Here is a 25,940-nt window from a genome sequence, read left to right as displayed (position 1 = left end):
CTTGACAGGGGTCACTGCAAATTATAAGTCTCTTTTCTTGACAAATGGGCTAATTTGTAAGAAGTTAGTTACAGAGGGGAAAAAATGTCAGAATATATTCGCTATTATATTTCAAATCATACTTTCTTCAAGATGATTTTGCTGTATACTATTTATATAGATTTAATATAGTTTCTTGTGAACTGTATTGAAACAGAATATGTGATGATAAATTCTTAAACATGCAAATGAAAACATTTGTTTTCATTTCGTATATACATAAAAATGCTTTGTCAATTCTGTAGGGAGGTATTTCCATGGTAGAGAAAATGAATGAAGAAGTTATGAATTCAAAAGAATTACAAGTTGGTGACGTTGTTACAGGTTCTGTAACGAAAGTTGAAGAGAAACAAGTTCTTGTAAATGTTGGATACAAAACAGATGGCGTAATTCCGATTAGTGAATTAGCTAACGTTCATATTGAAAAAGCAAGCGATGTTGTAGAATTAGATCAAACACTTGAATTGAAAATTATTAAATTAGAAGATGATGATCTTGTTTTATCTAAGAGAGCTGTTGACGCAGAAAAAGCGTGGGTAGAATTACAAGAAAAATTTAATTCTGGTCATGTATTTGATGTTATTGTAAAAGATATCGTGAATGGTGGATTAGTTGTGGACCTTGGTGTTCGTGGTTTTATCCCAGCTTCACTTGTAGAAGTACATTATGTAGAAGACTTTGCTGACTATAAAGGAAAAACATTAGCGGTGAAAATTGTTGAATTAGACCGTGAAAAAAATCGTGTTATTCTTTCACATAAAGCGGTAGTAGAACTAGAACTAGATTCTAAGAAAAAAGAAGCAATCTCTTCGTTAAAAGAAGGGGACATTGTTGAAGGAACAGTACAACGATTAACGGATTTTGGTGCTTTCGTTAACGTTGGTGGTGTGGACGGTTTAGTTCACATTTCACAAATTTCACACGAACGTGTAGAGCAACCTTCTGAGGTATTAGAGCAAGGTCAAAAGGTAAAGGTAAAAGTGTTATCTGTTGATGCTGATACGCAACGTATTTCTTTATCAATTAAAGCAGCTCAGCCAGGACCTTGGGAAAATGTTGCTGGCGAAATAAAAGCTGGAGATATTCGTGAGGGAGTAGTAAAACGCCTTGTTACATTCGGTGCGTTTGTTGAAATTTTACCTGGTGTTGAAGGGCTTGTACATGTATCTCAAATTGCAAATCGTCACGTGAAAAATCCAAATGAAGTATTGGAAATGGGACAAGAAGTAAAAGTGAAAGTACTTGAAGTCCATGTAGCAGAAAAACGTATTTCTTTAAGCATAAAAGAAACGCTTGAAGAAAATAATGTAACAGAAGATTATAGCCAATATGAGCCAAATGCTGATTCGGCTACTTTCCAGTTAAGTGATATTATTGGTGAACAACTGAAAAAATTAAAGAAATAAAGAGGGGTACAAGTGGTAAGGGCAAAACGTAAATTAGATCATATTGAATATGCTCTTTCTACTGGTCAGTCTCGTACGCATGGCTTTCATGATATTGATTTTGTGCATCAAAGCTTGCCAAATTCAAGTTATGACACTATAACATGTGAAACAAAAATCGGCGAACTTTCACTAAGTTCGCCGATTTTTATCAATGCGATGACTGGTGGTGGAGGAGAGCAAACATTACATATTAATGAGCAATTAGCATATGTAGCGAAACATCATAACCTTGCTATGGCTGTAGGTTCGCAAATGGCAGCTTTAAAAGATGAAAGTGAAGCGGCTTCGTATAAAGTTGTTAGGAAAGTAAATCCGAATGGGATTTTTTTCGCAAACTTAGGAAGTGAGGCAACTGTCGAACAGGCAGAGCGTGCCGTTGATATGATTGAGGCGAATGCACTGCAAATTCATTTAAATGTCATACAGGAGTTAACGATGCCAGAAGGAGACCGTGATTTTACTGGTGTACTTCAGCGGATTGAGAAAATAGTTTTAAAAAGTAAAGTACCTGTCATCGTAAAAGAAGTCGGTTTTGGAATGAGTAAGGAAACAGTACAACAGTTAGCGAATATAGGTATAACAGCAATTGATATTGGCGGACAAGGTGGTACGAATTTTGCTGCTGTTGAAAATGAAAGAAGACAGCGAATGCTTTCTTATTTTAATAACTGGGGCATACAAACAGCTACCTCGATTATTGAAGCAACCTCTACAAATAATAACCTCTCTTTTATTGCATCTGGGGGTATACAAACAGCACTTGACGTGGCGAAGGCAATCGCATTAGGGGCGAATACAACTGCGTTTGCTGGATACTTTTTACGTATTTTAATGCAAGATGGTGTTGAGAATTTAGTGGATGAAATTGATCTTTTACATACAGATTTAAAATTTATTATGACAGCTCTTGGCGTGAAGACGATAGAAGAGTTACAATCTGTACCTCTTGTTGTAAAAGGTGAAACGTACCATTGGTTAGCGCAGCGAGGGATTGACACTGCACATTATAGTAGGCGATAAAAAATCAACCATCCGGTTGATTTTTTTGCGTTTTATTTTCGTAAAATGAAGAGGGAAGGCGAGAAGTTATCATTCTATATAATTCTATAAATGGAAAAAAGAGAGAGTTTATATTATGATAAAAGTATATATAAATATCATACAGAAAAGCTAAAATTGAAAAAAAGGGGTTATAAAAATGAAGAAATGTAGAAAATATGCCGCTGAATTATTTGAGTATTCTTACTTTTTCTGTGTTTGTGGAGAGAAACATGGCAAAAGTAAGAAAGTATTCCTCTCTATATAGCTGGTTAGCGATAAAACAAGATAAGAGATTGCTATTTAAGAGTCAAAAGAAACAAGGGAAAATTCACTATAATTTTGGGGATGAGGATGTTAATAAAAAAGGAGATAATGTATCTTCAAATAGTAAAAATACAATAGGACGCATTACATATAATAGTGAAGATTTTAACATCCATGCACGAAATATAAGAGAAGATACAGCAGTTTCTGGATATAAGAAAAAGGTTGAAATTTCATTAACTTCAAATGTAAGAGAAGGAGATTCTAGTTCAACAACAGCACAATCAGCAATTAAAACGACGAATATTGCAATTGCAGTCGGGAATAAATTGTATAGGAATCCAACGGTGAATGCAGGAAGTGGAATAGAAGCACTAATTTTGCCAAGGGAATTAGGAGAAGACAAAAATCCATCGGAAGATTCGTATACAATTTATTATTTTAATATACCAAATGAAGTGAGTTTAAGTAATGCTGAAGTAGTATTACTTTCTGATCAAGGAAATACCATTGTGAGTAGGGAAATTAAAGGAGAAAAAGAAGATATTGTAGGTGCGAAAAAAGAGGTTGAGCGAAAGTTAAATGAGATAAGAGAGACGGATTATGTACGTGTAGAGGTAAAGAGTAAAGATCCTTCTCTACATACGTATTATGTTATTACATATTCTAAAAACCAACAGGTGTAGTTACGATTAATGCCTCGTTGAGTGATAGGGTTTATAATGCGAAAACAAAAGAATTATATTACGAGTAGAAATAAATAAAATAATTGTGTAAAAAGACGGTTTCGTACAATATCGAAACCGTCTTTTTGTATTGCCTATTTGAGGGCAGCTTGATTGGTGTGGGCTAATAATCCCCCACTGAAGTTTCACTTTATTTAATGCTGATTCTGCTTTCGAGCTTGCTCCGGTGTATCAAGACTTGTTGCACCGGGATATTGAAGTGATTGGTCGCGATCAGATTCAACGCGGCGTGATTCTCTTAGCTTTCGTTCTTGGCGATCTTTACCCATTGTGAGTTACACCTCCTTATTAAAAGTTTTGCTGTTATGAGAAAAACTATGCACAAAGAAAAGGAGGATTAACTTTCATAAAAAGTTCCCATAATGGAAATCATAGGAGGTGAAATGATGGATGGGAGTACTTTTTATTTTGTTGCTTGGATAGGGTGGATTGTCGTGACCTTTTTTATGAAAAAGGAATCTATTCGTTGGAAGATAAGTGCTTGTATATTAATTTTTATTATTTGTTCTCCGTTAAATGTGACGATTGCTTCTTTCACAATATCGGTAAATGCCCTTTTGCTTTGTATTATTTCTTTTGTAGGTATCGCGTTATATTCTATTTGGAAAAAATTATATACCTTACTTTCGGCACTTATTATTGCAATGTTATATACAAGCTTTCATTTGTTAGAAGTATATGATCCAATTTGGATTGTGGTTGATAGGTTGTTGCTGTTAAGCGGTGCACTTGTGTATGCATCGGTTTTATTGCACGGGGATCGCATATTACGATTATGCTCCTTATATATAGGGATGTTACAAGGAGAATTATTGGTGACGCTGATTTTTCGTAAATTACATTTTCCTTATGAATACGGCAGTTTAGCTTTTTTAGATGTTGCTGCTGTTTCCACTTTATTTATGGCGATTTTACTTTGGATTACAAAGGCATCGGTATATATGGAACAATTTAAGAGGAAAACACGTAAAAGAAAGGCGAGGGTAATACATGACTGAATATACACCAGCTATTTTATGTGGCGTAATTGCAGGTACAATAACTAGGTTGTTAATGCTTCGTACCGATACGAGGCAATATCCGACGAGGCTTCACGGGAAAATTATTCATATCGCGATGGGATTAATTGCGGCTGCCTTAGGAGCAATTGCGATTCCGTCTGTTTTGAAAAAAGATTTCTCTGCAATTACATTTCTTACGTTAGCAGCGACGCAATTTCGTGATGTGCGCAATATGGAAAGAAATACGCTTCAACAATTAGATGGATATGAGCTCGTACCACGTGGTAATACATACATTGAAGGAATTGCATTAGTATTTGAAAGTCGTAACTACTTGGCGATGTTAACGTCGTTTGTAACAACGTTTGCGTATATAGGATTCGATTCATGGATTGCCGGGGTAATTACTGGTATAGTAAGTTTTTTCATTGCGAAAAAATTAATGTCAGGTAAAAGACTTCATGACCTTGTAGAAATAGAGCACGTTCCACTTCGTTTTGAAGGAGCGGGACTTTATATTGATAATATTTACATTATGAATATTGGATTGCCAGCAAGGCAAGAAGAAATTATGAAATATGGAATGGGATTTATTTTAAAACCGAAATCGATAGATGCGATGGTTACAATCTCAAACTTAGGACAACGGCAAGCTATTTTACATGATGTTTCGGTTGCTTTAGGAATATATAGAGATTCTGGAACGCCGGCACTTGTACCGTTAGCGAAGCGTGATTTAGAGGATGGGAGAGTTGGGATTTTTGTTCTGCCGCAAGATCAAGATGCAGAAAAAGCGATAGGGGTAATCGGAAATGTACCAACATTAGAGAGTGCTGTTCATATGTCATCAGAAGCTCCGAAAGGAAGGGGAGATAAGAGATGATGTTAGAAAGTGTTATTCTCGCAGTCATTACAACAACGCCAGAGAAATTTGCAGGTGGTGCCCCTTTATTTATTTGCGAGTCGACAGAGGAACTGGAATTTGTTGCAAATAATTTAGAGGCTATTTTAGATGGTATTGCACATCGCTTACAAGATAATGTATATATTATTGTGAAACATTAGTAACGTGTGGTATAATGTGAGGTGTTTTGATACGTTGAGAAATATTCTGGAATGCAAATCCCTTCTTGCACAAAGAAGGGTTTTTTACATAATAAACAGAAGCAAGTTGAAAGGATGAAAGTATATGCCGAAACCAGTAATAGCGATAGTAGGCCGCCCGAACGTGGGGAAATCTACTATTTTCAATAGAATTGTTGGAGAAAGAGTTTCAATCGTAGAAGATATACCAGGTATAACGCGAGACCGTATTTATAGTGCGGGAGAATGGTTAAATCATGAGTTTAACATTATTGATACAGGTGGAATTGATATTGGAGACGAGCCGTTCTTGACACAAATTCGTCAACAGGCGGAAGTAGCGATTGATGAAGCGGATGTTATCATTTTTATGACGAATGGTCGCGATGGTGTAACTGCAGCAGATGAAGAAGTTGCTAAAATTTTATACCGTTCTAAAAAACCAATTGTACTTGCGGTAAATAAGGTTGATAATCCAGACATGCGTAGTGATATTTATGATTTTTATGCATTAGGATTTGGCGAGCCATTCCCGATTTCAGGTACACACGGTTTAGGACTTGGTGATTTGTTAGATGAAGCTGCAAATCATTTTCCAAAGATTGAAGAAGAAGCGTATGACGATGAAACAATCCGTTTCTCTTTAATTGGACGTCCAAACGTAGGGAAATCATCACTTGTAAATGCACTTCTTGGTCAAGAACGTGTAATTGTAAGTAATATAGCGGGAACGACACGTGATGCTGTTGATACACCATATAGTAAAGATGATCAAGATTATGTAATCATCGATACAGCTGGTATGCGTAAAAAAGGGAAAGTATACGAAAGTACAGAAAAGTATAGTGTACTTCGTGCACTTAGAGCGATTGAACGTTCTGACGTTGTTTTAGTCGTTTTAGACGGAGAAGAAGGAATTATTGAGCAAGATAAAAAAATCGCTGGATATGCTCATGATTCAGGACGAGCTGTTATTATCGTTGTAAACAAATGGGATGCAGTGAAAAAAGATGAAAAAACAATGAAAGCATTTGAAGAAAACATCCGTGCTCATTTCCAATTTTTAGAGTATGCACCGATTGTATTCTTATCTGCGAAAACGAAAAAGCGTACACAAACGTTATTACCGGTTATCAATGAGGTAAATGAAAGCCATAGCATCCGTGTACAAACGAATGTATTAAATGATGTAATTATGGATGCGGTAGCGATGAATCCAACGCCGACACATAATGGTAGCCGTCTGAAAATCTTCTATGCGACACAAGTTGCGGTAAAACCACCAACATTTGTTATATTTGTGAACGATACAGAATTAATGCACTTTTCATATGAGCGCTTCTTAAAGAACCGTTTACGTGAAGCGTTCGGTTTTGTAGGAACGCCGATTCACATTATCGCTAGAGCAAGAGACTAATGGAGAGGATGTGATTTTATGACAAAAATCACAGTAATAGGAGCAGGTAGCTGGGGAACAGCGTTAGCGATGGTATTAGCTGACAATGGGCATGATGTACGTATTTGGGGAAACCGTCCTGAACTCATGAATGAAATTAATACGAAGCGTGAGAACAGTAGATATCTTCCAGGGATTACATTGCCAAGCACAATCGTAGCCTACTCTTCTTTAGAAGAAGCATTAGTAGATGTAAATACAGTACTGCTAGTAGTACCGACGAAAGCGTACCGAGACGTATTGCAAGAGATGAAAGAAATTGTTACAGAGCCAATTACTTGGATTCATGCAAGTAAAGGAATCGAACCAGGTACGTCAAAACGTATTTCGGAAGTGATTGAGGAAGAAATTCCAGAGAGCTTGATTAAGGATGTTGTTGTACTATCTGGGCCGAGTCACGCTGAAGAAGTTGGATTGCGTCAAGCGACAACTGTTACGTCTGCAGCAAAGCGTATGGAAGCGGCTGAGGGAGTACAAGATTTGTTTATGAATAGCTATTTCCGTGTATATACAAACCCAGATATCGTTGGAGTTGAACTTGGTGGTGCTTTAAAAAATATTATTGCACTAGCTGCGGGGATATCTGACGGGCTTGGATTAGGTGATAATGCGAAAGCGGCATTAATGACACGTGGTTTAACAGAGATTGCTCGTTTAGGAAGAAAAATGGGCGGAAATCCGTTAACGTTTGCTGGTCTAACTGGTATGGGAGACTTAATTGTAACTTGTACAAGTGTGCATAGCCGAAATTGGCGCGCTGGAAATATGCTTGGAAAAGGGCACTCTTTAGAAGAAGTGCTAGAAAGTATGGGTATGGTTGTAGAAGGTGTAAGAACAACGAAAGCTGCTCATGAATTGGCAGAGAAAATGGAAGTTGAAATGCCGATTACAGCTGCTTTATATGACGTGCTGTTCAATGGGAATAATGTGAAAGATGCAGTAGGCTCATTGATGGGACGTGTTCGAAAACATGAAGTTGAAGCGATACCTGATTTGTTATAAAGAAAGCGGTAGAAGTACATTTCGTACTTCTACCGTTTTTTATTTTTTATGGGTCTTTTCACCAATTTTTCATCTCTGCATAGGATGAAGAGTAACTTGAGGAGAGGGTGAAAAGAATGGATAACAACATTTTTAATAACATTGAAAAAGAAGCGAAAGTGAACAAAGAAGATATTTTTAAATTAGCGTCGTCTGTTCAAAATGCGAACTTACGTGATGAGACAGTGCTTCGCCAATTGATTCATCAAGTTGCTCTAATGGCAGGACGCGAAGTGCCAAAAGAGCAAGAGGATCAAATTGTAAAAGCGATTATTAACAATAATATGCCGGCGGATTTTGGTTCGTTAAGTAAAATGTTTAAAAAATAAATTATGAGAAACAAAGAGTTTAGAGAATGCATATGATATTTATGAAAGAATGGGAATAGAGCTGTTAAGGGCATATTTGGTCAACCGAAGCGCATCATTTCGTGCTTCGGTTTTATTATTTTAAATAAAAATCATCAATTCACGGAAAAATGATGATTTTTATTTGTTTAAAGATTTTAATTTGTTAAAATAGTATAAAAATAGATTGAAAGTAAAGGGGTGTATATATGTCGGAAGGGCTTATGAAAATGTGGTTTGCTTTAGGGGCAATTGGATTTATGTTTCTTGCAGTAAGTTTTATTTTATTGAGTAGGCATAAAATGAAGAATAAATTTTTGAAAGGGATTACAGCTTTAGTAGCGTACACCCTCATGATTGTATCGGGAATTGTTATTTTCCTTGTTGTATTTAGTGGCCCTATTGAGCAATAAAGGATGTGTATTCGGTAAATGTTACAAAAGCAACAGTCCATACTAGCATGAAAAGGTGATTGTCAGTGAAAAAAATCCATATTATTTTAATATTTTGTTGCATGAGCATTTTAACAGGGTGTATGTATCCAAGAGAAAATATGAAACAAAGTGCTATTCCTTATGAAGACCAGTTGCAAGTTGTACAAAAAGCCATTAATACATATAAGGAGCAAACGGATGGTTTATTACCAATTAAGACGCGTGATATGAGTACGCCGATTTATCAGAAGTATCCAATTGATTTTCAAAAAATTGCTCCAAGGTACATACAAGAGGCACCAGGGAATGCGTATGAAAGTGGTGGGGTATATCAATATGTATTAATAGATGTTGAAAAAAATCCGACAGTAAAGTTAATTGATGTGAGAATGGCGGAACAAATTCAAGAAGTGGCATTGAAGCTAAGGATGTATCGTGATGAACATCAATATCCACCTTTTAAAAAAGTGATTACAGATGGTGTTTATGAATTAGACTTCAAAAAACTAGGATATAAAGATGTACCACAAGTGACAAGTCCGTACTCAGGAAAAGGTCTCCCTCTTGTAATTAATGAAAAAGGAGAATTGTTTGTTGATTATAGAATCGACTTATATGAAGCGTTGAAAAAAAATGAAGGACAATTTAAAGAAGGTGAAGATATCCGGAGTATACTATCGAAGGATTCCCCGTTTGTTCCTGCATATTCTTTGCCGTACACAGTAAAAAATGGAGAACCAATTTTTTTAAAATCATAAGTCATGAACCTTTCTTTTAGTGAATAAGTTCTAGAAGAAAGGTTTTTTATGTTATACAACTTGCGATGCAAACAAAAGGTATTTTTAAATAGTCATATGAAATTGGACAAAATTATATGATATATTGTCCGAACTTCTAGAATACCATTATATTATATCAGATATTATAGGCAACATTAGAGAAGGTATTAGTTGACTATAAACGTGGAATTATTCCCAAAAATATTGAGGGAGGGAATCACTTGGAAAAGGTAGATATTTTTAAAGATATTGCGGAACGCACAGGCGGTGATATTTATTTTGGAGTTGTAGGAGCTGTTCGAACAGGGAAATCAACATTTATTAAAAAGTTTATGGAACTTGTTGTTATTCCCAATATTGAAAATGAGTCAGACCGTCAAAGAGCGCAGGATGAACTGCCTCAAAGTGCTGCTGGTCGTACAATAATGACGACGGAACCGAAGTTTGTTCCAAACCAAGCGGTTTCTATCGAAGTAGATGAAGGTCTTGAAGTGAATATTCGATTAGTAGATTGTGTTGGATATACGGTTCCAGGAGCAAAAGGCTATGAAGATGAGAATGGTCCGCGCATGATTAATACTCCTTGGTATGAAGAGCCTATTCCATTCCATGAAGCTGCAGAAATAGGAACACGTAAAGTAATTCAAGAGCATTCAACAATTGGTGTCGTTATTACAACAGATGGAACAATTGGTGAAATTCCAAGAAGAGATTATATAGAGGCAGAAGAACGCGTTGTAAATGAGTTAAAAGAAGTAGGAAAGCCTTTCATTATGATTATCAATACTGTACAGCCATACCATCCAGATACGGAGCAGTTACGTCAAAGTTTATCAGAAGAATATGATATCCCAGTAATTGCGATGAGTGTAGAGAGTTTAAGAGAAACAGATGTGTATAACGTACTGCGAGAAGCATTATTCGAGTTCCCGGTTTTAGAAGTGAATGTAAACCTTCCGAGCTGGGTAATGGTGCTAAATGAAGGGCATTGGTTACGCCAAAGTTATCAGGAAGCGGTTCAAGAGACTGTAAAGGATATAAAACGTCTTCGTGATGTGGACCGTGTCGTTTGGCAGTTTAGTCAATATGAATTTATTGATCGAGCAAGTCTAGCTGGCATCGATATGGGGCAAGGTGTGGCAGAGATTGATTTATATGCGCCAGATGAATTGTATGATCAAATTTTAAAAGAAGTAGTAGGAGTAGAGATTCGAGGGAAAGATCATTTATTAAAGCTTATGCTCGATTTATCTCATGCGAAAACAGAGTATGACCAAGTGGCGGATGCCCTGCGGATGGTAAAACAAACAGGATATGGAGTAGCAGCGCCTGCATTAGCTGATATGAGCTTAGATGAACCGGAAATTATTCGTCACGGCTCAAGGTTCGGTGTTAAATTAAAAGCGGTTGCGCCGTCTATTCATATGATTAAAGTGGATGTAGAATCAACATTTGAACCAATTATCGGTACTGAAAAACAAAGTGAAGAACTAGTTCGTTACTTGATGCAAGATTTTGAAGATGACCCGCTATCAATTTGGAATTCTGATATATTTGGGCGCTCTCTTAGCTCTATTGTTAGAGAAGGAATTCAAGCGAAGTTATCTCTAATGCCAGAAAACGCTCGTTATAAATTAAAAGAAACGCTAGAAAGAATTATTAATGAAGGATCTGGCGGATTAATTGCGATTATATTATAAGAAAAAAATCCCTCTAATTGCAGAGGGATTTTTTTCTTTTTGAGTACGTAATAGAAAAATAAACAGTCATTATCTAATATTTTGTTGTAAATTGTCAAGTTTCATCAGAATTTCACATTTTTAGAGTAACAATTTCCTTAAAAATATTGAATTATAAAGGAGAATCGTATAATATAGGCGTTGATAATGATTTATCTACATCTTTGTAGTATAGAATTTGTAAAAATTGCCTACAAATGAAAGTAAGACTCATTTTATGATCATTATACAGTCTTATCTTTGGGAGGAGGTGAATGGCATGAACAAGACAGATTTAATCAATGCTGTTGCAGAAGCAAGTTCCCTTTCTAAAAAGGACGCAACAAAAGCAGTGGACGCTGTTTTTGATTCTATCTTAGAAGCTTTAAAACAAGGTGATAAAGTACAACTAATCGGATTCGGTAACTTCGAAGTTCGTGAGCGTGCGGCTCGTAAAGGTCGTAACCCACAAACAGGTGAGGAGATTGAAATCGCTGCAAGTAAAGTACCTGCATTCAAACCTGGTAAAGCGTTAAAAGATGCGGTTAAATAATCCTTACATATTAACAGGGAAGAAGAGTTTCCTTTTTGGAAACTCTTCTTTTTGCTTTTAAAAACATAAATATGCTAGAATGTGTTCGTATCACTTTTAGGTTTTTCGGGAGGGCTAGCGGATGGCAAAAGTTAATTTAGAACAAATTGAACATGCAGTACGTCTTATTTTAGAGGCAATCGGAGATGACCCAAATCGCGAGGGAGTACTTGATACACCGAAACGTGTTGCGAAAATGTACGCAGAAGTATTCTCAGGAATGCATGAGGATCCGAAAGAGCATTTACACAAAGTATTCGGAGAAGACCACGAAGAGCTTGTGCTAGTAAAAGATATACCATTCTATTCGATGTGTGAGCATCATCTTGTTCCGTTTTATGGAGTTGCTCACGTTGCATATATTCCGCAAGGTGGAAAAGTAACGGGACTAAGTAAATTAGCTCGTACTGTAGACACAATTGCGCGTCGTCCGCAACTACAAGAACGTATTACATCAACAGTAGCTAACTCTATTATGGAAGTACTAGAGCCGCATGGTGTAATGGTAGTAGTAGAAGCAGAGCATATGTGTATGACGATGCGTGGTGTGAAAAAGCCTGGTGCGAAAACAGTAACGACTGCAGTGCGCGGCGTGTTAGAAAATGATGCAGCAGCACGTAGTGAAATTTTATCGTTTATTAAGACGAATTAAAGAAGAGCGGGAAACTGCTTTTCTTTTTTTTATATACAAAAAAATGATATAGTTTTAATGTTAAAGAGCAAGAATATAAAGGTTGAAAATTACTTCTGCCTTTTGTGTAAATGAATGTTTGTAGTTGTTAGAGACGAAGATAACTTGTATGAATAAAAGTTGAGGCTTTATTCGGTGGCAGTTTGGCAGAAGTAGCCAAGTTTTGATTATAGAAAATAGAATGTATGTGTTATAATAAATTTTATGAATTAGAAAACAAGGGTGATTTTTTGTGTGTGACATCTACGGAGGGTATGCGGGTATTAAAGAGAAATTGATGGAGAAATTACGCCATCCTTATTTTATAAACTATATTGAAGAACCATTTATTGATGAAGAAAAAATAGCGCTGTTATACGGTGCATTAAAAAGTGCAAATATACATAAAGAACAAATTGATCATTATGTCGTAACGATTATGCTTGTACAAATTGCTCTTGATACACATGAAAAAGTATCAAATAAAGCAAACGAAGAGACGAGTGGATTCCATAAGCGTCGTCAATTGACAGTTCTTGCAGGGGATTATTATAGTGGTCTATACTATTACTTATTGTCAATGAATTGTGATATTATCTTAATTCGTGCACTTGCTGAAGGAATTAAGGAGATTAATGAACATAAAATTATGCTGTATCAAAAAGCACATGTGACGATTCAAGACATAATGGAAAGTGTAGTAATAATTGAATCTGCGCTTTTGCAAAAAACATGTGATCATTTTCAGTTATCTAATTGGAAACCATATATAACTTATGTGTTAGGAAAAAATCGTCTTCAAAAAGAGTGTCAATTGTATGCTGATAAACAAAATTCACCTGTTTTTCAAGCAGTCCAAAAAATCTCATTGGATGATGATAAAAATTTGGAAACAGTTATTAATGAATGGCTTATGGAAATGAGAAAGCAAGAAGAAAATTTTTTAGAGAATCATACAGAAGTTAATGAGATAATTTCTATGTTAAGAGATAAATCAAGGATATAAGCAACTTTACATTGGAAGAAGGTACGAGCATGCAACAATCAAAAGAAGAAAGAGTACATGACGTATTTGAGAAAATTTCTGATAAATACGATGTGATGAATTCTGTAATTAGTTTTCAAAGGCATAAGGCATGGCGCAAAGAAACGATGCGAATTATGGATGTGAAACCCGGGAGTAAGGCACTTGACGTATGCTGCGGGACGGCAGATTGGACAATTGCACTAGCGGGAGCTGTAGGTGAAGATGGGAAGGTTTACGGTTTAGACTTTAGCGAAAATATGCTAGCTGTCGGTAAACAAAAGGTAGAAGCTTTAGAATTAAAGCAAGTAGAACTTATGCATGGAAATGCAATGGAACTTCCTTATGAAGATAATACGTTTGATTATGTAACGATTGGTTTTGGGTTACGTAACGTTCCGGATTACATGCAAGTATTAAAAGAAATGACGCGTGTAGTAAAGCCTGGTGGAAAAGTAATTTGCCTGGAAACATCTCAACCAACGATGATAGGTTTTCGTCAAGGATATGTCTTATACTTTAAATATATCATGCCGTTATTTGGAAAGATGTTTGCGAAAAGTTATAAAGAATATTCATGGCTTCAGGAATCTGCTAGTACATTCCCAGGGATGAAAGAGTTAGCACGTATGTTTGAAGAAGCTGGGCTTAAGAATGTGCAAGTGAAACCATTTACTTTTGGTGTAGCAGCTATGCATTTAGGTATTAAACCAGAATCAAAATAGAAAATAGAAAAAAGACGTTTTAGGTTAAGGTGAACAATATGAAGTTACAACTTATGTACTCTTTTTTACGATCGGATATTAATGTTATAGAAAAAGAATTGAAGAAGACAGTTGCTTCTGAGCAGCCGTTAGTAGAAGAAGCGGCATTACAGCTTATTGAAGCAGGTGGGAAGCGGATTCGCCCTGTTTTTGTTTTGCTTGCAGGGAAATTTGGGGATTATAAGTTAGATGCAATTAAGCATGTTGCGGTTGCATTAGAACTAATTCATATGGCTTCGCTTGTTCACGATGATGTCATTGATGCTGCGTTTTTACGACGCGGTAGCGCAACAGTGAATGCGAAATGGGGAGATCGTATTGCAATGTATACAGGAGACTACTTGTTTGCGAAGTCTCTTGAATGTATAACAAATATAGAAATTCCAGATGCACATCAAGCGTTGTCTCATACAATTTTAGAAGTTTGTAAAGGTGAAATCGAACAAATTAAAGATAAGTATAACTATGATCAAAATTTAAGAACGTATTTAAGAAGGATAAAACGAAAAACAGCATTGTTAATCGCCGCAAGTTGTCAGTTGGGAGCGATTGCTGCTGGTGCTAATCGTGATACTGTAAATCGTCTATTTTGGTACGGATATTTTGTTGGTATGTCTTATCAAATTATTGATGATATTTTAGATTTCGTATCGACAGAAGAGAAGCTTGGAAAGCCTGCTGGTGGTGATTTATTACAAGGTAACATTACATTACCTGTTTTGTATGCCATGGAAGATCCAGTTCTTCGTCAAAAAATTACATCTGTGCATGAAAATACAACAGCAAGTGAAATGAAAGAAATTATTGATGATATTAAAGCGAGCGAAGCTATTGATAAAGCATTTTCGTTTAGTGAACGTTATTTACATAAAGCATTAGAAATAATAAAACCACTCCCTCGTGGACAGGCGAAGTATGCGTTGCAAAATGTCGCAAAGTATATTGGAAAACGAAAATTTTAGTGTTTTGTCTAAAAAATAAAATAATCTCTCTATTTCAAAACTATTGCGCAATTGTGATAAGGGTGTTAATATGTGTGTGGGGATATACAATTACATACATAATTCAGAAGTGGAGAGATTTTTTATGGAAAAAACATTTCTAATGGTAAAACCAGACGGTGTACAACGTGCCTTCATTGGGGAAATTGTAGCTCGTTTTGAGAAAAAGGGCTTTCAATTAGTTGGTGCAAAATTAATGCAAGTTACTCCGGAAATTGCTGAACAACACTACGGTGAGCATAAAGAAAGACCTTTCTTTGGTGAATTAGTAGACTTTATTACATCTGGTCCTGTATTCGCAATGGTATGGCAAGGTGAAGGTGTAGTAGATACAGCACGCAATATGATGGGTAAAACACGACCACATGAAGCTGCTCCTGGAACAATTCGTGGAGATTTCGGTGTAACTGTTGCGAAAAACATTATCCACGGTTCGGATTCTTTAGAAAGTGCAGAACGCGAGATTGCTATTTTCTTTAAGGAAGAAGAATTAGTAGACTACTCAAAATTAATGAATCAATGGATTTACTAATTATTTTGAAATAATTTGTAAACGCTTTAATAACTGTGATAATAGTAAAAAGTGTGAGAAGAATAGGGGTATTCTTCTTGCACTTTTTTTATTTCGATCAGTTACGAAGTTAGGGCTGTTATGATATATTGGTATGTAAAGTAAAAGGTCTACTATTATGAAAATAATCGAACAATTACAAGTAGGGAAAGCAAACATTAGATTTACTATATAATTTCTTTGTATTTTAAAGAGTGATGGAAGATAATATAGCTGCTTTATGTAGCGGGATAAATACATATGCGAAAAGAGGAATAACGTATGCGATATATTACAGCTGGTGAATCCCACGGTCCGCAACTTACGACAATTTTAGAAGGTGTTCCGGCAGGGGTATCTTTAGTAGCGAATGATATAAATGAAGAATTAGCTAGAAGACAAAAAGGATATGGACGCGGTAGACGCATGCAAATTGAGAAAGACCAAGTGCAAATTGTAAGTGGTGTTAGGCATGGGAAGACGATGGGGTCACCGATTGCACTTGTTGTTGAAAATCGTGATTTTACACATTGGACAAAGGTTATGGGTGCAGAGCCGTTAACTGAGCAGGAAGAGAAAGAAATGAAAAGGCAAGTTACGAAACCTAGACCTGGACACGCAGATTTAAATGGTGCGATTAAATATGGTCATAGAGATATGAGGAATGTATTAGAGCGTTCTTCAGCACGTGAAACGACAGTTCGTGTTGCAGCTGGTGCAGTTGCAAAAAAAATATTAGCGGAATTAGGTATACAAGTAGCGGGACATGTTATCGAGATTGGTGGTGTACAGGCAGCAAATATTAAATATAACTCTATTGTGGAATTACAAAGTACTACAGAAGCATCTCCTGTACGTTGTTTAGATGAAGAGGCCGGTAAAAAGATGATGCAAGCAATTGATGATGCGAAGGCAAATGGTGATTCTATCGGTGGTATTGTTGAAGTAGTTGTAGAAGGAATGCCAATTGGAGTAGGTAGCTATGTACATTATGATAGAAAATTAGATGCAAAATTAGCAGCGGCAATTATGAGTATTAACGCTTTTAAAGGTGTTGAAATTGGAATTGGTTTTGAAGCAGCACATAGACCTGGAAGTGAAGTGCATGATGAAATCCTTTGGGATGAAGTGCAAGGGTACAGAAGACAAACGAACAATGCAGGTGGATTAGAAGGTGGTATGACAACTGGTATGCCGGTTGTTGTGCGCGGTGTTATGAAACCGATACCGACATTATATAAACCGCTTCAAAGTGTTGATATTGATACGAAAGAACCTTTTACAGCGAGTATTGAACGTTCAGATAGTTGTGCAGTGCCAGCAGCTAGCGTTGTGGCTGAAGCTGTTGTGGCTTGGGAGCTCGCAACAGCTTTAATTGAACAATTTGGATTAGATCGTATCGATCTTATACGTGAAAATATTGAGAAACATAATGAATATGCGAGGGGATTTTAATGGAGAACATACATATTCAAACGAAATCAAAAGAATATGATGTACATGTTGGAAGGGAGGCGTTGTCACACTTAACAACGCTTATTCAAAAAATGAATCCTGCAGTATCTAACATAATGATCATTTCTGATGAAGCTGTTGCATCACTGCATTTACAGACAGTTGTTGATGCATTGCAAGTAGAGCAAAAAGTATTTTCGTTTGTTGTACCGAGTGGCGAAAAAGAGAAGTCTTTTGAAAATTTCTATGAGGCTCACACTTCGGCTCTTGAAAATAAATTAGATAGAAATTCTTTAATCATCGCACTTGGAGGCGGAATGATTGGAGATTTGGCTGGATTTGTTGCCGCGTCGTTTATGCGTGGTATTCGCTTTGTCCAAGTTCCAACGACTTTATTAGCTCACGATAGCGCAGTAGGCGGGAAAGTAGCAATTAACCATCCACTAGGGAAAAATATGATTGGAGCGTTTCATCAGCCAGAAGCTGTTGTATATCATACGCCATTTTTACATTCACTTCCTGAAAAAGAGTGGCGATCAGGTTATGCAGAAGTGATAAAGCATGCTCTTATTGGTGATGTAGAGCTATATCATTGGTTAAAAGAAGAAGTGCAAACGTTAACGAATCTTCGTGATGAAAAGTTAATTCATATATTAACGAAGGCGATTCCTGTGAAAGCGAATATTGTGTCGCAAGATGAAACAGAAAAAGGTGTACGTGCCCATTTGAATTTTGGGCATACGTTAGGACATGCTCTTGAAAAAGAGTTAGGATATGGGAATATTACTCACGGTGATGGAGTAGCGGTTGGCATGCTATTTGCTATGTTTTTAAGTGAGCAAGTGTACAAAGTTGATCTTTCTTATGAAGAAATGAAGCAGTGGTTCTTGAAATACGGTTATCCAAAAATGCCAAGTGACTTGAATGTAGAACGTCTCGTTCAGTTGATGAAACAAGATAAAAAAGCAAATGCTGGAACAATTCATATGGTGCTTATGCAGGAATATGGGGGAGTGAATGTCGTATCTATTTCAGATGAGACTGTTCATATTGCGTTAGAAGCATTTCAAAAGGATATGGTGTAAAAAGTCATAGAACAGGTATGAAATGCATATTTAAAGGTATTCTCGTAATGGTGACGGTTATGATTAAAGATGACAGTAAGACATTATAAATCATATCAATGACTGGGGGAAGAAAAGTGAGAGTAAAAGAGCAATTGTTAACTTTGAGAGCATATGTACCTGGGAAAAATATTGAGGAAGTAAAAAGAGAATACGGATTGTCAAAAATTGTGAAACTAGCATCGAATGAAAATCCGTTTGGCTGCTCTGCGCGTGTGACAGAAGCATTAACTTCGTTAGCTAATCAATATGCACTCTATCCAGACGGGGCGGCATTTGAGCTTCGTGAGAAAGTAGCAGAGCATTTAGGTGTAAAAGCGGAACAACTTTTATTTGGTAGTGGGCTAGATGAAGTCATTCAAATGATTAGTCGTGCTTTGCTACATAATGGAACAAATGTTGTAATGGCGAACCCTACGTTCTCGCAATACCATCACCATGCTGTTATTGAAGGAGCAGAAGTTCGTGAAGTACCACTTAAAGATGGCATTCACGATTTAGATGCAATGTTACAACAAGTAGATGAGAAAACGAAGATTGTATGGGTTTGTAATCCGAATAATCCGACAGGTACATATGTAGAAAAACAAAAATTACTTTCATTTTTAGAATCAGTTCCAAAGTCAGCGCTCGTTATTATGGACGAAGCATATTATGAATATGCTGGGGCAGAAGATTATCCGCAAACATTACCTCTTCTTGAAAAGTACGAAAATCTTATGGTGCTACGCACATTCTCAAAAGCATATGGATTAGCTGCTTTTCGTATTGGATATGCGATTGGTGATGCAAAGCTTATTGGGCAGCTAGAGGTAGCAAGACTACCATTTAACACATCAACTATCGCCCAAGCGGTAGCATTAGCGGCAATAGAGGATCAACAGTTTTTACAAGAGTGTGTGAAGAAAAATGCCGGAGGATTAAATCAATATTATGCATTTTGTAAGGAATATAACGTATTCTACTATCCATCTCAAACGAATTTCATTTTCTTGAAACTTGGTATACCTGGTAATGAAGCTTTCGAACGATTAATGAAAAAAGGATATATCGTTCGTTCTGGTGCAGCATTTGGTATGCATGATGGTATTCGTATTACTGTTGGATTAAAAGAAGAAAATGATGAGATTATTGAATTACTTACGGAACTTGTAAAAGAACAAGTGAAGAAAGAAGAAACATATTCTTAAGAAATGGTGGAGGCTCCTGTTACAGGAGCCTTTTTCATTTGAACTGCAATAAGGGGAGTTGTTTGCACGTTCAAGAAAGAAAACGTTACAATAGAAGTAGACGTATAAGAAGAACTATTGTACATATAACTTATTTAAAATGTGAGGAGGATACAGTTTGAAACTAGTAGGACGAAAAAATAGTTTGAATGGGAAAATTGTTGTTCCAGGAGATAAATCTATTTCGCATCGCTCTGTTATGTTTGGAGCGATAGCGGAAGGGACGACGAAAGTATCAAATTTTTTATTAGGAGAAGATTGTTTAAGTACAATTGCATGTTTTCAAAAACTAGGTGTCCAGATTGAACAGTTTGGTAACGATGTCACGATTTACGGTAAAGGATTACATAATTTACAAGAACCGAAAGAAGTATTAGATGTGGGGAATTCAGGGACGACTATTCGTCTTATGCTTGGGATTTTAGCAAATACGCCGTTCCATAGTACGATAATTGGTGATGCATCAATTGGAAAACGTCCTATGAAACGTGTTACAGACCCGCTTAGTCAGATGAATGCTCAAATTGATGGTAGAGAAAACGGACAATATACACCTTTATCTATTCGCGGTGGTAAGGTAAAAGGTATACATTACCATTCACCAGTAGCAAGCGCACAAGTGAAGTCAGCAGTTTTACTTGCGGGTTTGCAAGGGGAAGGGATTACTACGGTAACAGAGCCTATGCAATCTCGTGATCATACGGAAAGAATGTTGCGTGCATTCGGTTGTACCGTAGATGTTAATGGACGGACTGTTTCATTACAAGGTGGACAACAACTTAAAGGTGCAGACATAGAAGTTCCAGGGGATATTTCTTCGGCGGCATTTTTCTTAGTAGCTGGTGCAATTGTCCAAAATAGTAAGCTTGTATTGGAAAATGTTGGTTTAAATCCGACGAGAACAGGGGTTTTAGATGTATTAACAAAGATGGGTGCACTTATTTCTATCGATCATATTAGAAATGAAGAGTTTGAACCGTGCGGGGATATTACGATTGAAACATCTAAACTAAAAGGAATAGAAATTGGTGGAACTCTTATTCCAAGATTAATTGATGAAATTCCTGTAATTGCTTTATTAGCAACGCAGGCAGAAGGAATTACTGTTATTAAAAACGCTGAGGAGTTAAAAGTAAAAGAAACAAATCGTATCGATACGGTTGTAGATGAATTAGGCAAATTAGGTGCGAAGATTGAAGCTACACCAGATGGTATGATTATATATGGTAAACAAAGTTTAAAAGGAAATACTGTTAATAGTCACGGCGATCATCGTATTGGGATGATGCTTGCAATCGCATCGTGTATTATAGATGGAGAAGTGAAAATAGAGAATAGTGATGCGGTCGCTGTATCGTATCCGGAATTTTTCGAACAATTAGCTGCGCTATGAGAGAAAGTATAGGAAGAGGTAGTTCACTCAAAAGGTTGCGTTCTTACACCTAGTTGCTTATGATAAATGAACAGAAGAGAATATTTTTTGAATTAAAGGAGACGTTTATGCAAAAGTTTGAACAGGCTGTTTCTTATATTGAAAACGGTGAAGCAGAAAAAGGATTACAATTATTAAAAGAACAACTACGAGTTGCTAATGATGAAGAGAAGTATGATATCGCTCGTTACTATCATACACTTGGGTTTATGGATGAGGCGTTAGCAATTACTGAAGACTTACGCTTGCTATATCCGGAAGAAAGTGAATTTACGGTATTTTTAGCAGAATTATATATTGATTTAGATAAAGAAGATGAAGCGATTGAAGTGCTTCATGATATTCCAGAAAACGATGATTTATATGTTCAATCGTTATTACTTGTAGCGGATTTATTCCAAATGCAAGGTTTTGATGATGTAGCAGAACAAAAACTATTAAAGGCGAAAGAAATGATGCCAGACGAACCTGTTATTACGTTTGGGTTAGCAGAATTATATAGTAGTAAAGGTGAAGAGCAAAAGGCGATCACTTATTATGAATCGTTACTAGCAGAACATAAAGTTATGGGTGGTGTTGTCATTGCGCTTCGTCTAGCAGAAACTTTAAGTGCTATTGGAAACTGGGAAGAGGCAATCTCTTACTATGAAGCGGGGTTAGAAGAGCAAAAAGATATTCACTCATTATTTGGATATGCCTTCACATTATACCAAGGAGAAGAATATCAAAGAGCAATTGGTGCTTGGCAAGAATTAAAAGAATTAGATCCTGAATACGCATCGTTATACATGTATTTAGCGAAAAGCTATGAAAAAGAAGGCATGCTTCAAGAAAGCTATGAAACACTTCAAGAAGGAATTAAAGTAGATGAGCTGTCTGTTCCTTTCTATGTAGAATTAGCGAATATTGCGGCGAAATTAGGTAAAATAGCGGAGGCAGAAGAAGTGCTTCAAAAAGCGCTGGAGCTAGATCCGGGACATTTAGGTGCGATATTAAAATATGCGTATATTTTAAAAGAACAAGAGAAATACGAAGAGCTAATTGCAGTTGTAGAGCGTGCAATTGACAGTGGAGAACCAGATACACAACTACTTTGGGATCTTGCATTTGCAAAAAAACAATTAGAAATGTATTCGGATGCATTAAAACACTATGAAAGTGCATATACTTCTTTTAAGAATCATCCAGATTTCTTGGAAGAGTACGGTTATTTCTTATTAGAAGAAGGAATGCGAAAAGAGGCGAAAGAAGTATTTACGCAGTTAATACAACTAGACCCGACACAAATTCATATTGAAGAATTGTTATATAATTTAGAGGATTTTTCATAAGTTGGAAGGAAACTGAATGCCGCTTCTTGAATCTAAAAAGAAAAGAGAAAGACAGAGGAGGGACTTAATCGCTATGAATACCCCTGTTTCTGTAAACGAGAAGAAGGATTTTGTAAAATGGTTTTTGAATAATTACCAACTGAAACAGCGTGAATGTGTATGGATTTTGAATTATTTAATGAGTCACGATCAATTAATGCATAAAGTCCACTTCGTAGAACATGCAAAATATTGTCCGCGTGGCTTAGTAATGTCAGCAAATTGTGTGAAAGACACACCGTTTCACTTTTTCAAACAAAATGTAATGACAACAGATGCAGAAAAATCGTTTCATGATATTCGTTTGAATCGAGATGAGGATATTTATATTCAGCTTAATTTTAAATCATCGTTCCAAAATGCAAACTATGTAGCTGTATTAGAAGAAAACCCATATTTGCCAAAGCATATTGAAGTGAATGAAAAAGATCGATTGCTTGCAGAACGATTTTTAGAAGAAAGTGTATTCTCATTTAGAAGAGAACGTCTTTTGAAACAAATTGATGAAGCTTTGGATAAGCAAGATAAGGAAGCATTTCATAGGTTAACAGCAGAGTTGAAGATTTTATAGAATTCATTTTGATTATGTAATCTTTACGAAATTCAGACTTTTTAAGAAAAACTACTTAATAATAGGTAGTTTTTCTTTTTTTACCTCTTTTAGTATGGTTTAATATATATAAAGTGAAAGTTCTGTTATTTCAAATGGAGGAGGGGAGAAAAGGTGAAATGGATTGTAAAAGATGTAGAACAGTTTGAGCAAGCGAGGGAGTATGTAGATACAGGGATTATACCCCTTTTGTCTATTTCGGCAGCAAAAGGGATGAAAATGGTTGTAGAGCAAGGTGAATTTATTGAGGCTTTGAGTATGGAGTTGGAAAGGGAGTATAAAGGAAGAGTGCTTTTACTGCCCGCATTTACGTATTTGGTAGAGAGCCAAAAGAATGAAAAAGACCGTTTGCAAGAATGGACAGATCATTTGCAAAGGCAAGGTTTTAAGCATATTGCCTATGTGACAAGTGACTTTTCATGGAAAGAAGATATGAGAGATGTGCAGGGTGATTTATTTTGGTTTCCATCGTTATCATTAGACCAATTTAGTGACCAAGCGAAAAGGGAAGTTATTCGTGCACACATAAAAAATATTATGGAAATGTTGGAAGAAAGATGGATAAAATAATAATAAACAGAAAGTTCTTATTATTATGAGTAGTATGATATTGACCTATACAAGAGGGTATTATATCATGATAGTGTCCTAGTTTTTATTTTTTATATAATTTTTTCACGAGGGGACAATTTCTGATAGAGGGGGGAAATTTTCGTGAGCGAGAAAGAACATCGTGTGTCAAGAAGACAGTTTTTAAACTACACACTTACAGGGGTAGGAGGCTTTATGGCGGCGGGTATTTTAATGCCGATGACGAGGTTTGCGCTTGATCCGGTGTTAAGAAAAGAAGCGGGAACAGATATGGTTGCTGTTGGACAAGTAAAGGATATTACAACAGAGCCGAAGCGCTTCGATTTTAAGGTGAAGCAGGTTGACGGGTGGTACAAGTCTGAAGAGCCAAAATCTGCTTGGGTGCATAAAGATGAAAGTGGAGAAATTGTTGCGTTTTCTCCAGTATGTAAACATTTAGGTTGCACAGTGAACTGGAATTCGGACAAAGCACATCCTAATCAATTCTTTTGCCCGTGTCACGGGGGACGTTACACAAAAGATGGGATGAACATTAAAGGCACACCGCCTCTTGCTCCGCTTGATGTGTACGAGTCTAAAGTGAAAGATGGAACGCTGTATTTAGGAAAAGCGAAGCCAAGAGGGGGTGCAAAGTAGATGCTAAATAAAATTTATGATTGGGTGGACGAACGTTTAGATATTACACCGATATGGCGTGATATCGCTGATCATGAAGTACCTGAGCATGTTAACCCGGCACATCACTTTTCTGCATTCGTCTATTGCTTTGGAGGACTTACCTTTTTCGTTACAGTAATTCAAATTTTGTCCGGAATGTTTTTGACGATGTATTATGTGCCGGATATTAAAAATGCTTGGGAGTCGGTTTATTATTTACAAAATGAAGTAGCTTACGGGCAAATTGTTCGTGGTATGCATCACTGGGGTGCTAGTCTCGTAATTGTAATGATGTTTTTACATACACTCAGAGTTTTCTTCCAAGGTGCGTATAAAAAGCCTCGTGAGTTAAACTGGATTGTTGGTGTTCTTATTTTCTTTGTTATGTTAGGTCTTGGTTTTACCGGATATTTATTACCGTGGGATATGAAAGCGTTATTTGCTACGAAAGTAGGGATTCAAATTGCAGAGCAAACGCCGCTCATTGGTCCTTATATTAAAACATTACTCGCTGGTCATTCCGAAATCGTTGGCGCTCAAACATTAACTCGCTTCTTTGCTATTCACGTCTTCTTCTTACCAGCAGCACTTCTAGGTTTAATGGCCTTCCACTTCATCATGATTCGCAAACAAGGTATTTCCGGTCCGCTATAAGAGATTGCTAAATTAAAGGGGAAAGAACAAAAGGAGGGAGATTATGCATCGCGGCAAAGGGATGAAGTTTGTAGGAGATTCTCGGGTACCAGTAGCCCGGAAACCAAATATTCCAAAAGATTATTCTGAATATCCAGGGAAAACAGAAGCGTTTTGGCCGAATTTCTTGTTAAAAGAATGGATGGTTGGTGCAGTTTTTTTAGTCGGTTATTTATGTTTAACAGTGGCGCATCCGTCACCGCTTGAGAGAATGGCGGATCCTACAGATGCAGGATATATACCACTTCCAGATTGGTATTTCTTATTCTTGTATCAGTTATTAAAGTATTCGTATGCTTCAGGCTCATTTACTGTAATTGGTGCGTTTATTATGCCGGGGATTGCGTTTGGAGCGTTACTATTAGCTCCGTTTCTAGATCGAGGCCCAGAAAGAGCACCATTGAAGCGTCCTGTAGCAACGGGGTTTATGCTTTTAGCAATTGCATCGATTATTTTTTTAACTTGGGAATCTGTAGCACACCACGATTGGGAAGCTGCAAAAAAACAAGGAGCAATTGTAAAAACAGCACCAGTTGATAAAAATGATGACGGCTACAAGTTGATGCAAAAAAATACTTGTTTAACATGTCATGGTGACAATTTACAGGGCGGAGCGGCAGCACCGGCTTTGCAAAACTTAACTTTAAAACCAGAAGAAATCGCTAAAATTGCGAAAGATGGAAAAGGTTCAATGCCTAAAGGTGTATTTAAAGGTACAGATGAGGAACTGAAAAAGCTTTCGGAATTCGTTGCAAAGTATAATAAAAAATAATAGAAAAGC

Annotated in this window: 29 protein-coding genes; 28 read left to right on the top strand and 1 reads right to left on the bottom strand. The window is 36.6% G+C overall.

Annotated elements, in window-relative coordinates; all coding sequences use genetic code 11:
* Positions 1-296 precede the first annotated feature (296 nt).
* The 3 genes from rpsA to DN408_RS24780 all read left to right on the top strand — a co-directional run bounded on the left by rpsA (position 297) and on the right by DN408_RS24780 (position 3,478).
* Positions 297-1,445 (top strand): 30S ribosomal protein S1, encoded by a 1,149-nt coding sequence (rpsA, locus tag DN408_RS24795; protein ID WP_002126412.1) that lies wholly within the window; start codon positions 297-299, stop codon positions 1,443-1,445.
* Positions 1,446-1,457: 12 nt separating this feature from the next.
* A complete protein-coding gene (locus DN408_RS24790) occupies positions 1,458-2,507 on the top strand; it encodes a type 2 isopentenyl-diphosphate Delta-isomerase (protein ID WP_002011801.1) in 1,050 nt (349 codons plus the stop codon).
* A gap of 251 nt (positions 2,508-2,758) precedes the next feature.
* Entirely contained in the window at positions 2,759-3,478 is a 720-nt protein-coding gene (locus DN408_RS24780; RefSeq protein ID WP_002166075.1) for a hypothetical protein, read from the top strand.
* A gap of 194 nt (positions 3,479-3,672) precedes the next feature.
* Here DN408_RS24780 and DN408_RS24775 read toward each other — a convergent pair whose 3' ends face one another.
* On the bottom strand, positions 3,673-3,807 hold the full coding sequence (locus DN408_RS24775; protein ID WP_000513901.1) for a YpzI family protein: 135 nt from the start codon (positions 3,805-3,807) through the stop codon (positions 3,673-3,675).
* 117 nt (positions 3,808-3,924) lie between these two features.
* On the opposite strand from DN408_RS24775, the gene DN408_RS24770 reads away from it, so the two are divergent.
* The 25 genes from DN408_RS24770 (at position 3,925) to qcrC (ending at position 25,931) form a co-directional block, all read left to right on the top strand.
* A complete protein-coding gene (locus DN408_RS24770; protein ID WP_002086626.1) occupies positions 3,925-4,536 on the top strand; it encodes a YphA family membrane protein in 612 nt (203 codons plus the stop codon).
* On the top strand, positions 4,529-5,422 hold the full coding sequence (locus DN408_RS24765) for a YIEGIA family protein (protein ID WP_002086625.1): 894 nt from the start codon (positions 4,529-4,531) through the stop codon (positions 5,420-5,422). Before DN408_RS24770 ends, DN408_RS24765 begins: the two co-directional genes overlap by 8 nt.
* A complete protein-coding gene (locus DN408_RS24760) occupies positions 5,419-5,604 on the top strand; it encodes a capping complex subunit for YIEGIA (protein WP_002086624.1) in 186 nt (61 codons plus the stop codon). The genes DN408_RS24765 and DN408_RS24760 overlap by 4 nt, the downstream gene beginning before the upstream one ends.
* A 124-nt stretch (positions 5,605-5,728) precedes the next feature.
* Complete coding sequence (gene der / locus DN408_RS24755; RefSeq protein WP_002011811.1) at positions 5,729-7,039, top strand: ribosome biogenesis GTPase Der; 1,311 nt, start codon at positions 5,729-5,731, stop codon at positions 7,037-7,039.
* Between the two features lie 18 nt (positions 7,040-7,057).
* Positions 7,058-8,080 (top strand): NAD(P)H-dependent glycerol-3-phosphate dehydrogenase, encoded by a 1,023-nt coding sequence (locus DN408_RS24750; protein WP_002011813.1) that lies wholly within the window; start codon positions 7,058-7,060, stop codon positions 8,078-8,080.
* Between the two features lie 116 nt (positions 8,081-8,196).
* The gene (locus DN408_RS24745) at positions 8,197-8,448 is read left to right on the top strand and encodes a stage VI sporulation protein F (protein WP_000369753.1); all 252 of its coding nucleotides are present in this window, start codon (positions 8,197-8,199) and stop codon (positions 8,446-8,448) included.
* A gap of 227 nt (positions 8,449-8,675) precedes the next feature.
* Positions 8,676-8,879, top strand: a complete 204-nt coding sequence (locus tag DN408_RS24740; RefSeq protein WP_002011815.1) for a DUF2768 domain-containing protein — start codon at positions 8,676-8,678, stop codon at positions 8,877-8,879.
* A 65-nt stretch (positions 8,880-8,944) separates the two neighbouring features.
* On the top strand, positions 8,945-9,658 hold the full coding sequence (locus DN408_RS24735) for a hypothetical protein (protein WP_002126422.1): 714 nt from the start codon (positions 8,945-8,947) through the stop codon (positions 9,656-9,658).
* 242 nt (positions 9,659-9,900) lie between these two features.
* Entirely contained in the window at positions 9,901-11,379 is a 1,479-nt protein-coding gene (gene spoIVA / locus DN408_RS24730) for a stage IV sporulation protein A (protein ID WP_000416521.1), read from the top strand.
* A gap of 298 nt (positions 11,380-11,677) precedes the next feature.
* Positions 11,678-11,950, top strand: a complete 273-nt coding sequence (locus DN408_RS24725) for an HU family DNA-binding protein (protein WP_001043860.1) — start codon at positions 11,678-11,680, stop codon at positions 11,948-11,950.
* A 121-nt stretch (positions 11,951-12,071) separates the two neighbouring features.
* Positions 12,072-12,641, top strand: a complete 570-nt coding sequence (folE, locus tag DN408_RS24720) for a GTP cyclohydrolase I FolE (RefSeq protein ID WP_002011819.1) — start codon at positions 12,072-12,074, stop codon at positions 12,639-12,641.
* 271 nt (positions 12,642-12,912) lie between these two features.
* On the top strand, positions 12,913-13,665 hold the full coding sequence (locus DN408_RS24715; RefSeq protein WP_016119905.1) for a heptaprenyl diphosphate synthase component 1: 753 nt from the start codon (positions 12,913-12,915) through the stop codon (positions 13,663-13,665).
* A gap of 29 nt (positions 13,666-13,694) precedes the next feature.
* Entirely contained in the window at positions 13,695-14,408 is a 714-nt protein-coding gene (gene menG, locus DN408_RS24710) for a 2-heptaprenyl-1,4-naphthoquinone methyltransferase (RefSeq protein ID WP_002086620.1), read from the top strand.
* Positions 14,409-14,446: 38 nt separating this feature from the next.
* Positions 14,447-15,409, top strand: coding sequence for a heptaprenyl diphosphate synthase component II (gene hepT / locus DN408_RS24705; RefSeq protein WP_002011823.1), 963 nt, complete (start codon positions 14,447-14,449; stop codon positions 15,407-15,409).
* A 124-nt stretch (positions 15,410-15,533) separates the two neighbouring features.
* A complete protein-coding gene (gene ndk, locus DN408_RS24700; RefSeq protein WP_000415879.1) occupies positions 15,534-15,980 on the top strand; it encodes a nucleoside-diphosphate kinase in 447 nt (148 codons plus the stop codon).
* A gap of 300 nt (positions 15,981-16,280) precedes the next feature.
* Entirely contained in the window at positions 16,281-17,453 is a 1,173-nt protein-coding gene (aroC, locus tag DN408_RS24695) for a chorismate synthase (protein ID WP_002126430.1), read from the top strand.
* Positions 17,453-18,538 (top strand): 3-dehydroquinate synthase, encoded by a 1,086-nt coding sequence (gene aroB / locus DN408_RS24690; RefSeq protein WP_147740427.1) that lies wholly within the window; start codon positions 17,453-17,455, stop codon positions 18,536-18,538. The genes aroC and aroB overlap by 1 nt, the downstream gene beginning before the upstream one ends.
* Positions 18,539-18,654: 116 nt before the next feature.
* A complete protein-coding gene (gene hisC, locus DN408_RS24685; protein ID WP_002188988.1) occupies positions 18,655-19,767 on the top strand; it encodes a histidinol-phosphate transaminase in 1,113 nt (370 codons plus the stop codon).
* 157 nt (positions 19,768-19,924) lie between these two features.
* Positions 19,925-21,199: a 3-phosphoshikimate 1-carboxyvinyltransferase gene (aroA, locus tag DN408_RS24680; RefSeq protein WP_002126437.1), complete on the top strand. Its 1,275-nt coding sequence runs from the start codon at positions 19,925-19,927 to the stop codon at positions 21,197-21,199.
* A gap of 107 nt (positions 21,200-21,306) precedes the next feature.
* Positions 21,307-22,569: a tetratricopeptide repeat protein gene (locus DN408_RS24675; protein WP_002086616.1), complete on the top strand. Its 1,263-nt coding sequence runs from the start codon at positions 21,307-21,309 to the stop codon at positions 22,567-22,569.
* A gap of 73 nt (positions 22,570-22,642) precedes the next feature.
* A complete protein-coding gene (locus tag DN408_RS24670) occupies positions 22,643-23,179 on the top strand; it encodes a ReoY family proteolytic degradation factor (RefSeq protein ID WP_002086615.1) in 537 nt (178 codons plus the stop codon).
* A 153-nt stretch (positions 23,180-23,332) separates the two neighbouring features.
* Positions 23,333-23,788, top strand: coding sequence for a YpiF family protein (locus tag DN408_RS24665; RefSeq protein ID WP_002126440.1), 456 nt, complete (start codon positions 23,333-23,335; stop codon positions 23,786-23,788).
* Between the two features lie 144 nt (positions 23,789-23,932).
* On the top strand, positions 23,933-24,445 hold the full coding sequence (gene qcrA / locus DN408_RS24660; RefSeq protein ID WP_002011835.1) for a menaquinol-cytochrome c reductase iron-sulfur subunit: 513 nt from the start codon (positions 23,933-23,935) through the stop codon (positions 24,443-24,445).
* A complete protein-coding gene (qcrB, locus tag DN408_RS24655; RefSeq protein WP_000932700.1) occupies positions 24,446-25,120 on the top strand; it encodes a menaquinol-cytochrome c reductase cytochrome b subunit in 675 nt (224 codons plus the stop codon).
* A gap of 43 nt (positions 25,121-25,163) precedes the next feature.
* A complete protein-coding gene (gene qcrC, locus DN408_RS24650) occupies positions 25,164-25,931 on the top strand; it encodes a menaquinol-cytochrome c reductase cytochrome b/c subunit (RefSeq protein ID WP_002011836.1) in 768 nt (255 codons plus the stop codon).
* Positions 25,932-25,940 lie beyond the last annotated feature (9 nt).

Origin of the sequence: Bacillus sp. AR13-1 (assembly GCF_008042285.1) — a bacterium.
Taxonomy (GTDB): Bacteria; Bacillota; Bacilli; order Bacillales; family Bacillaceae_G; genus Bacillus_A; species Bacillus_A mycoides.
This window is presented reverse-complemented; position numbering and strand designations above follow the sequence as displayed.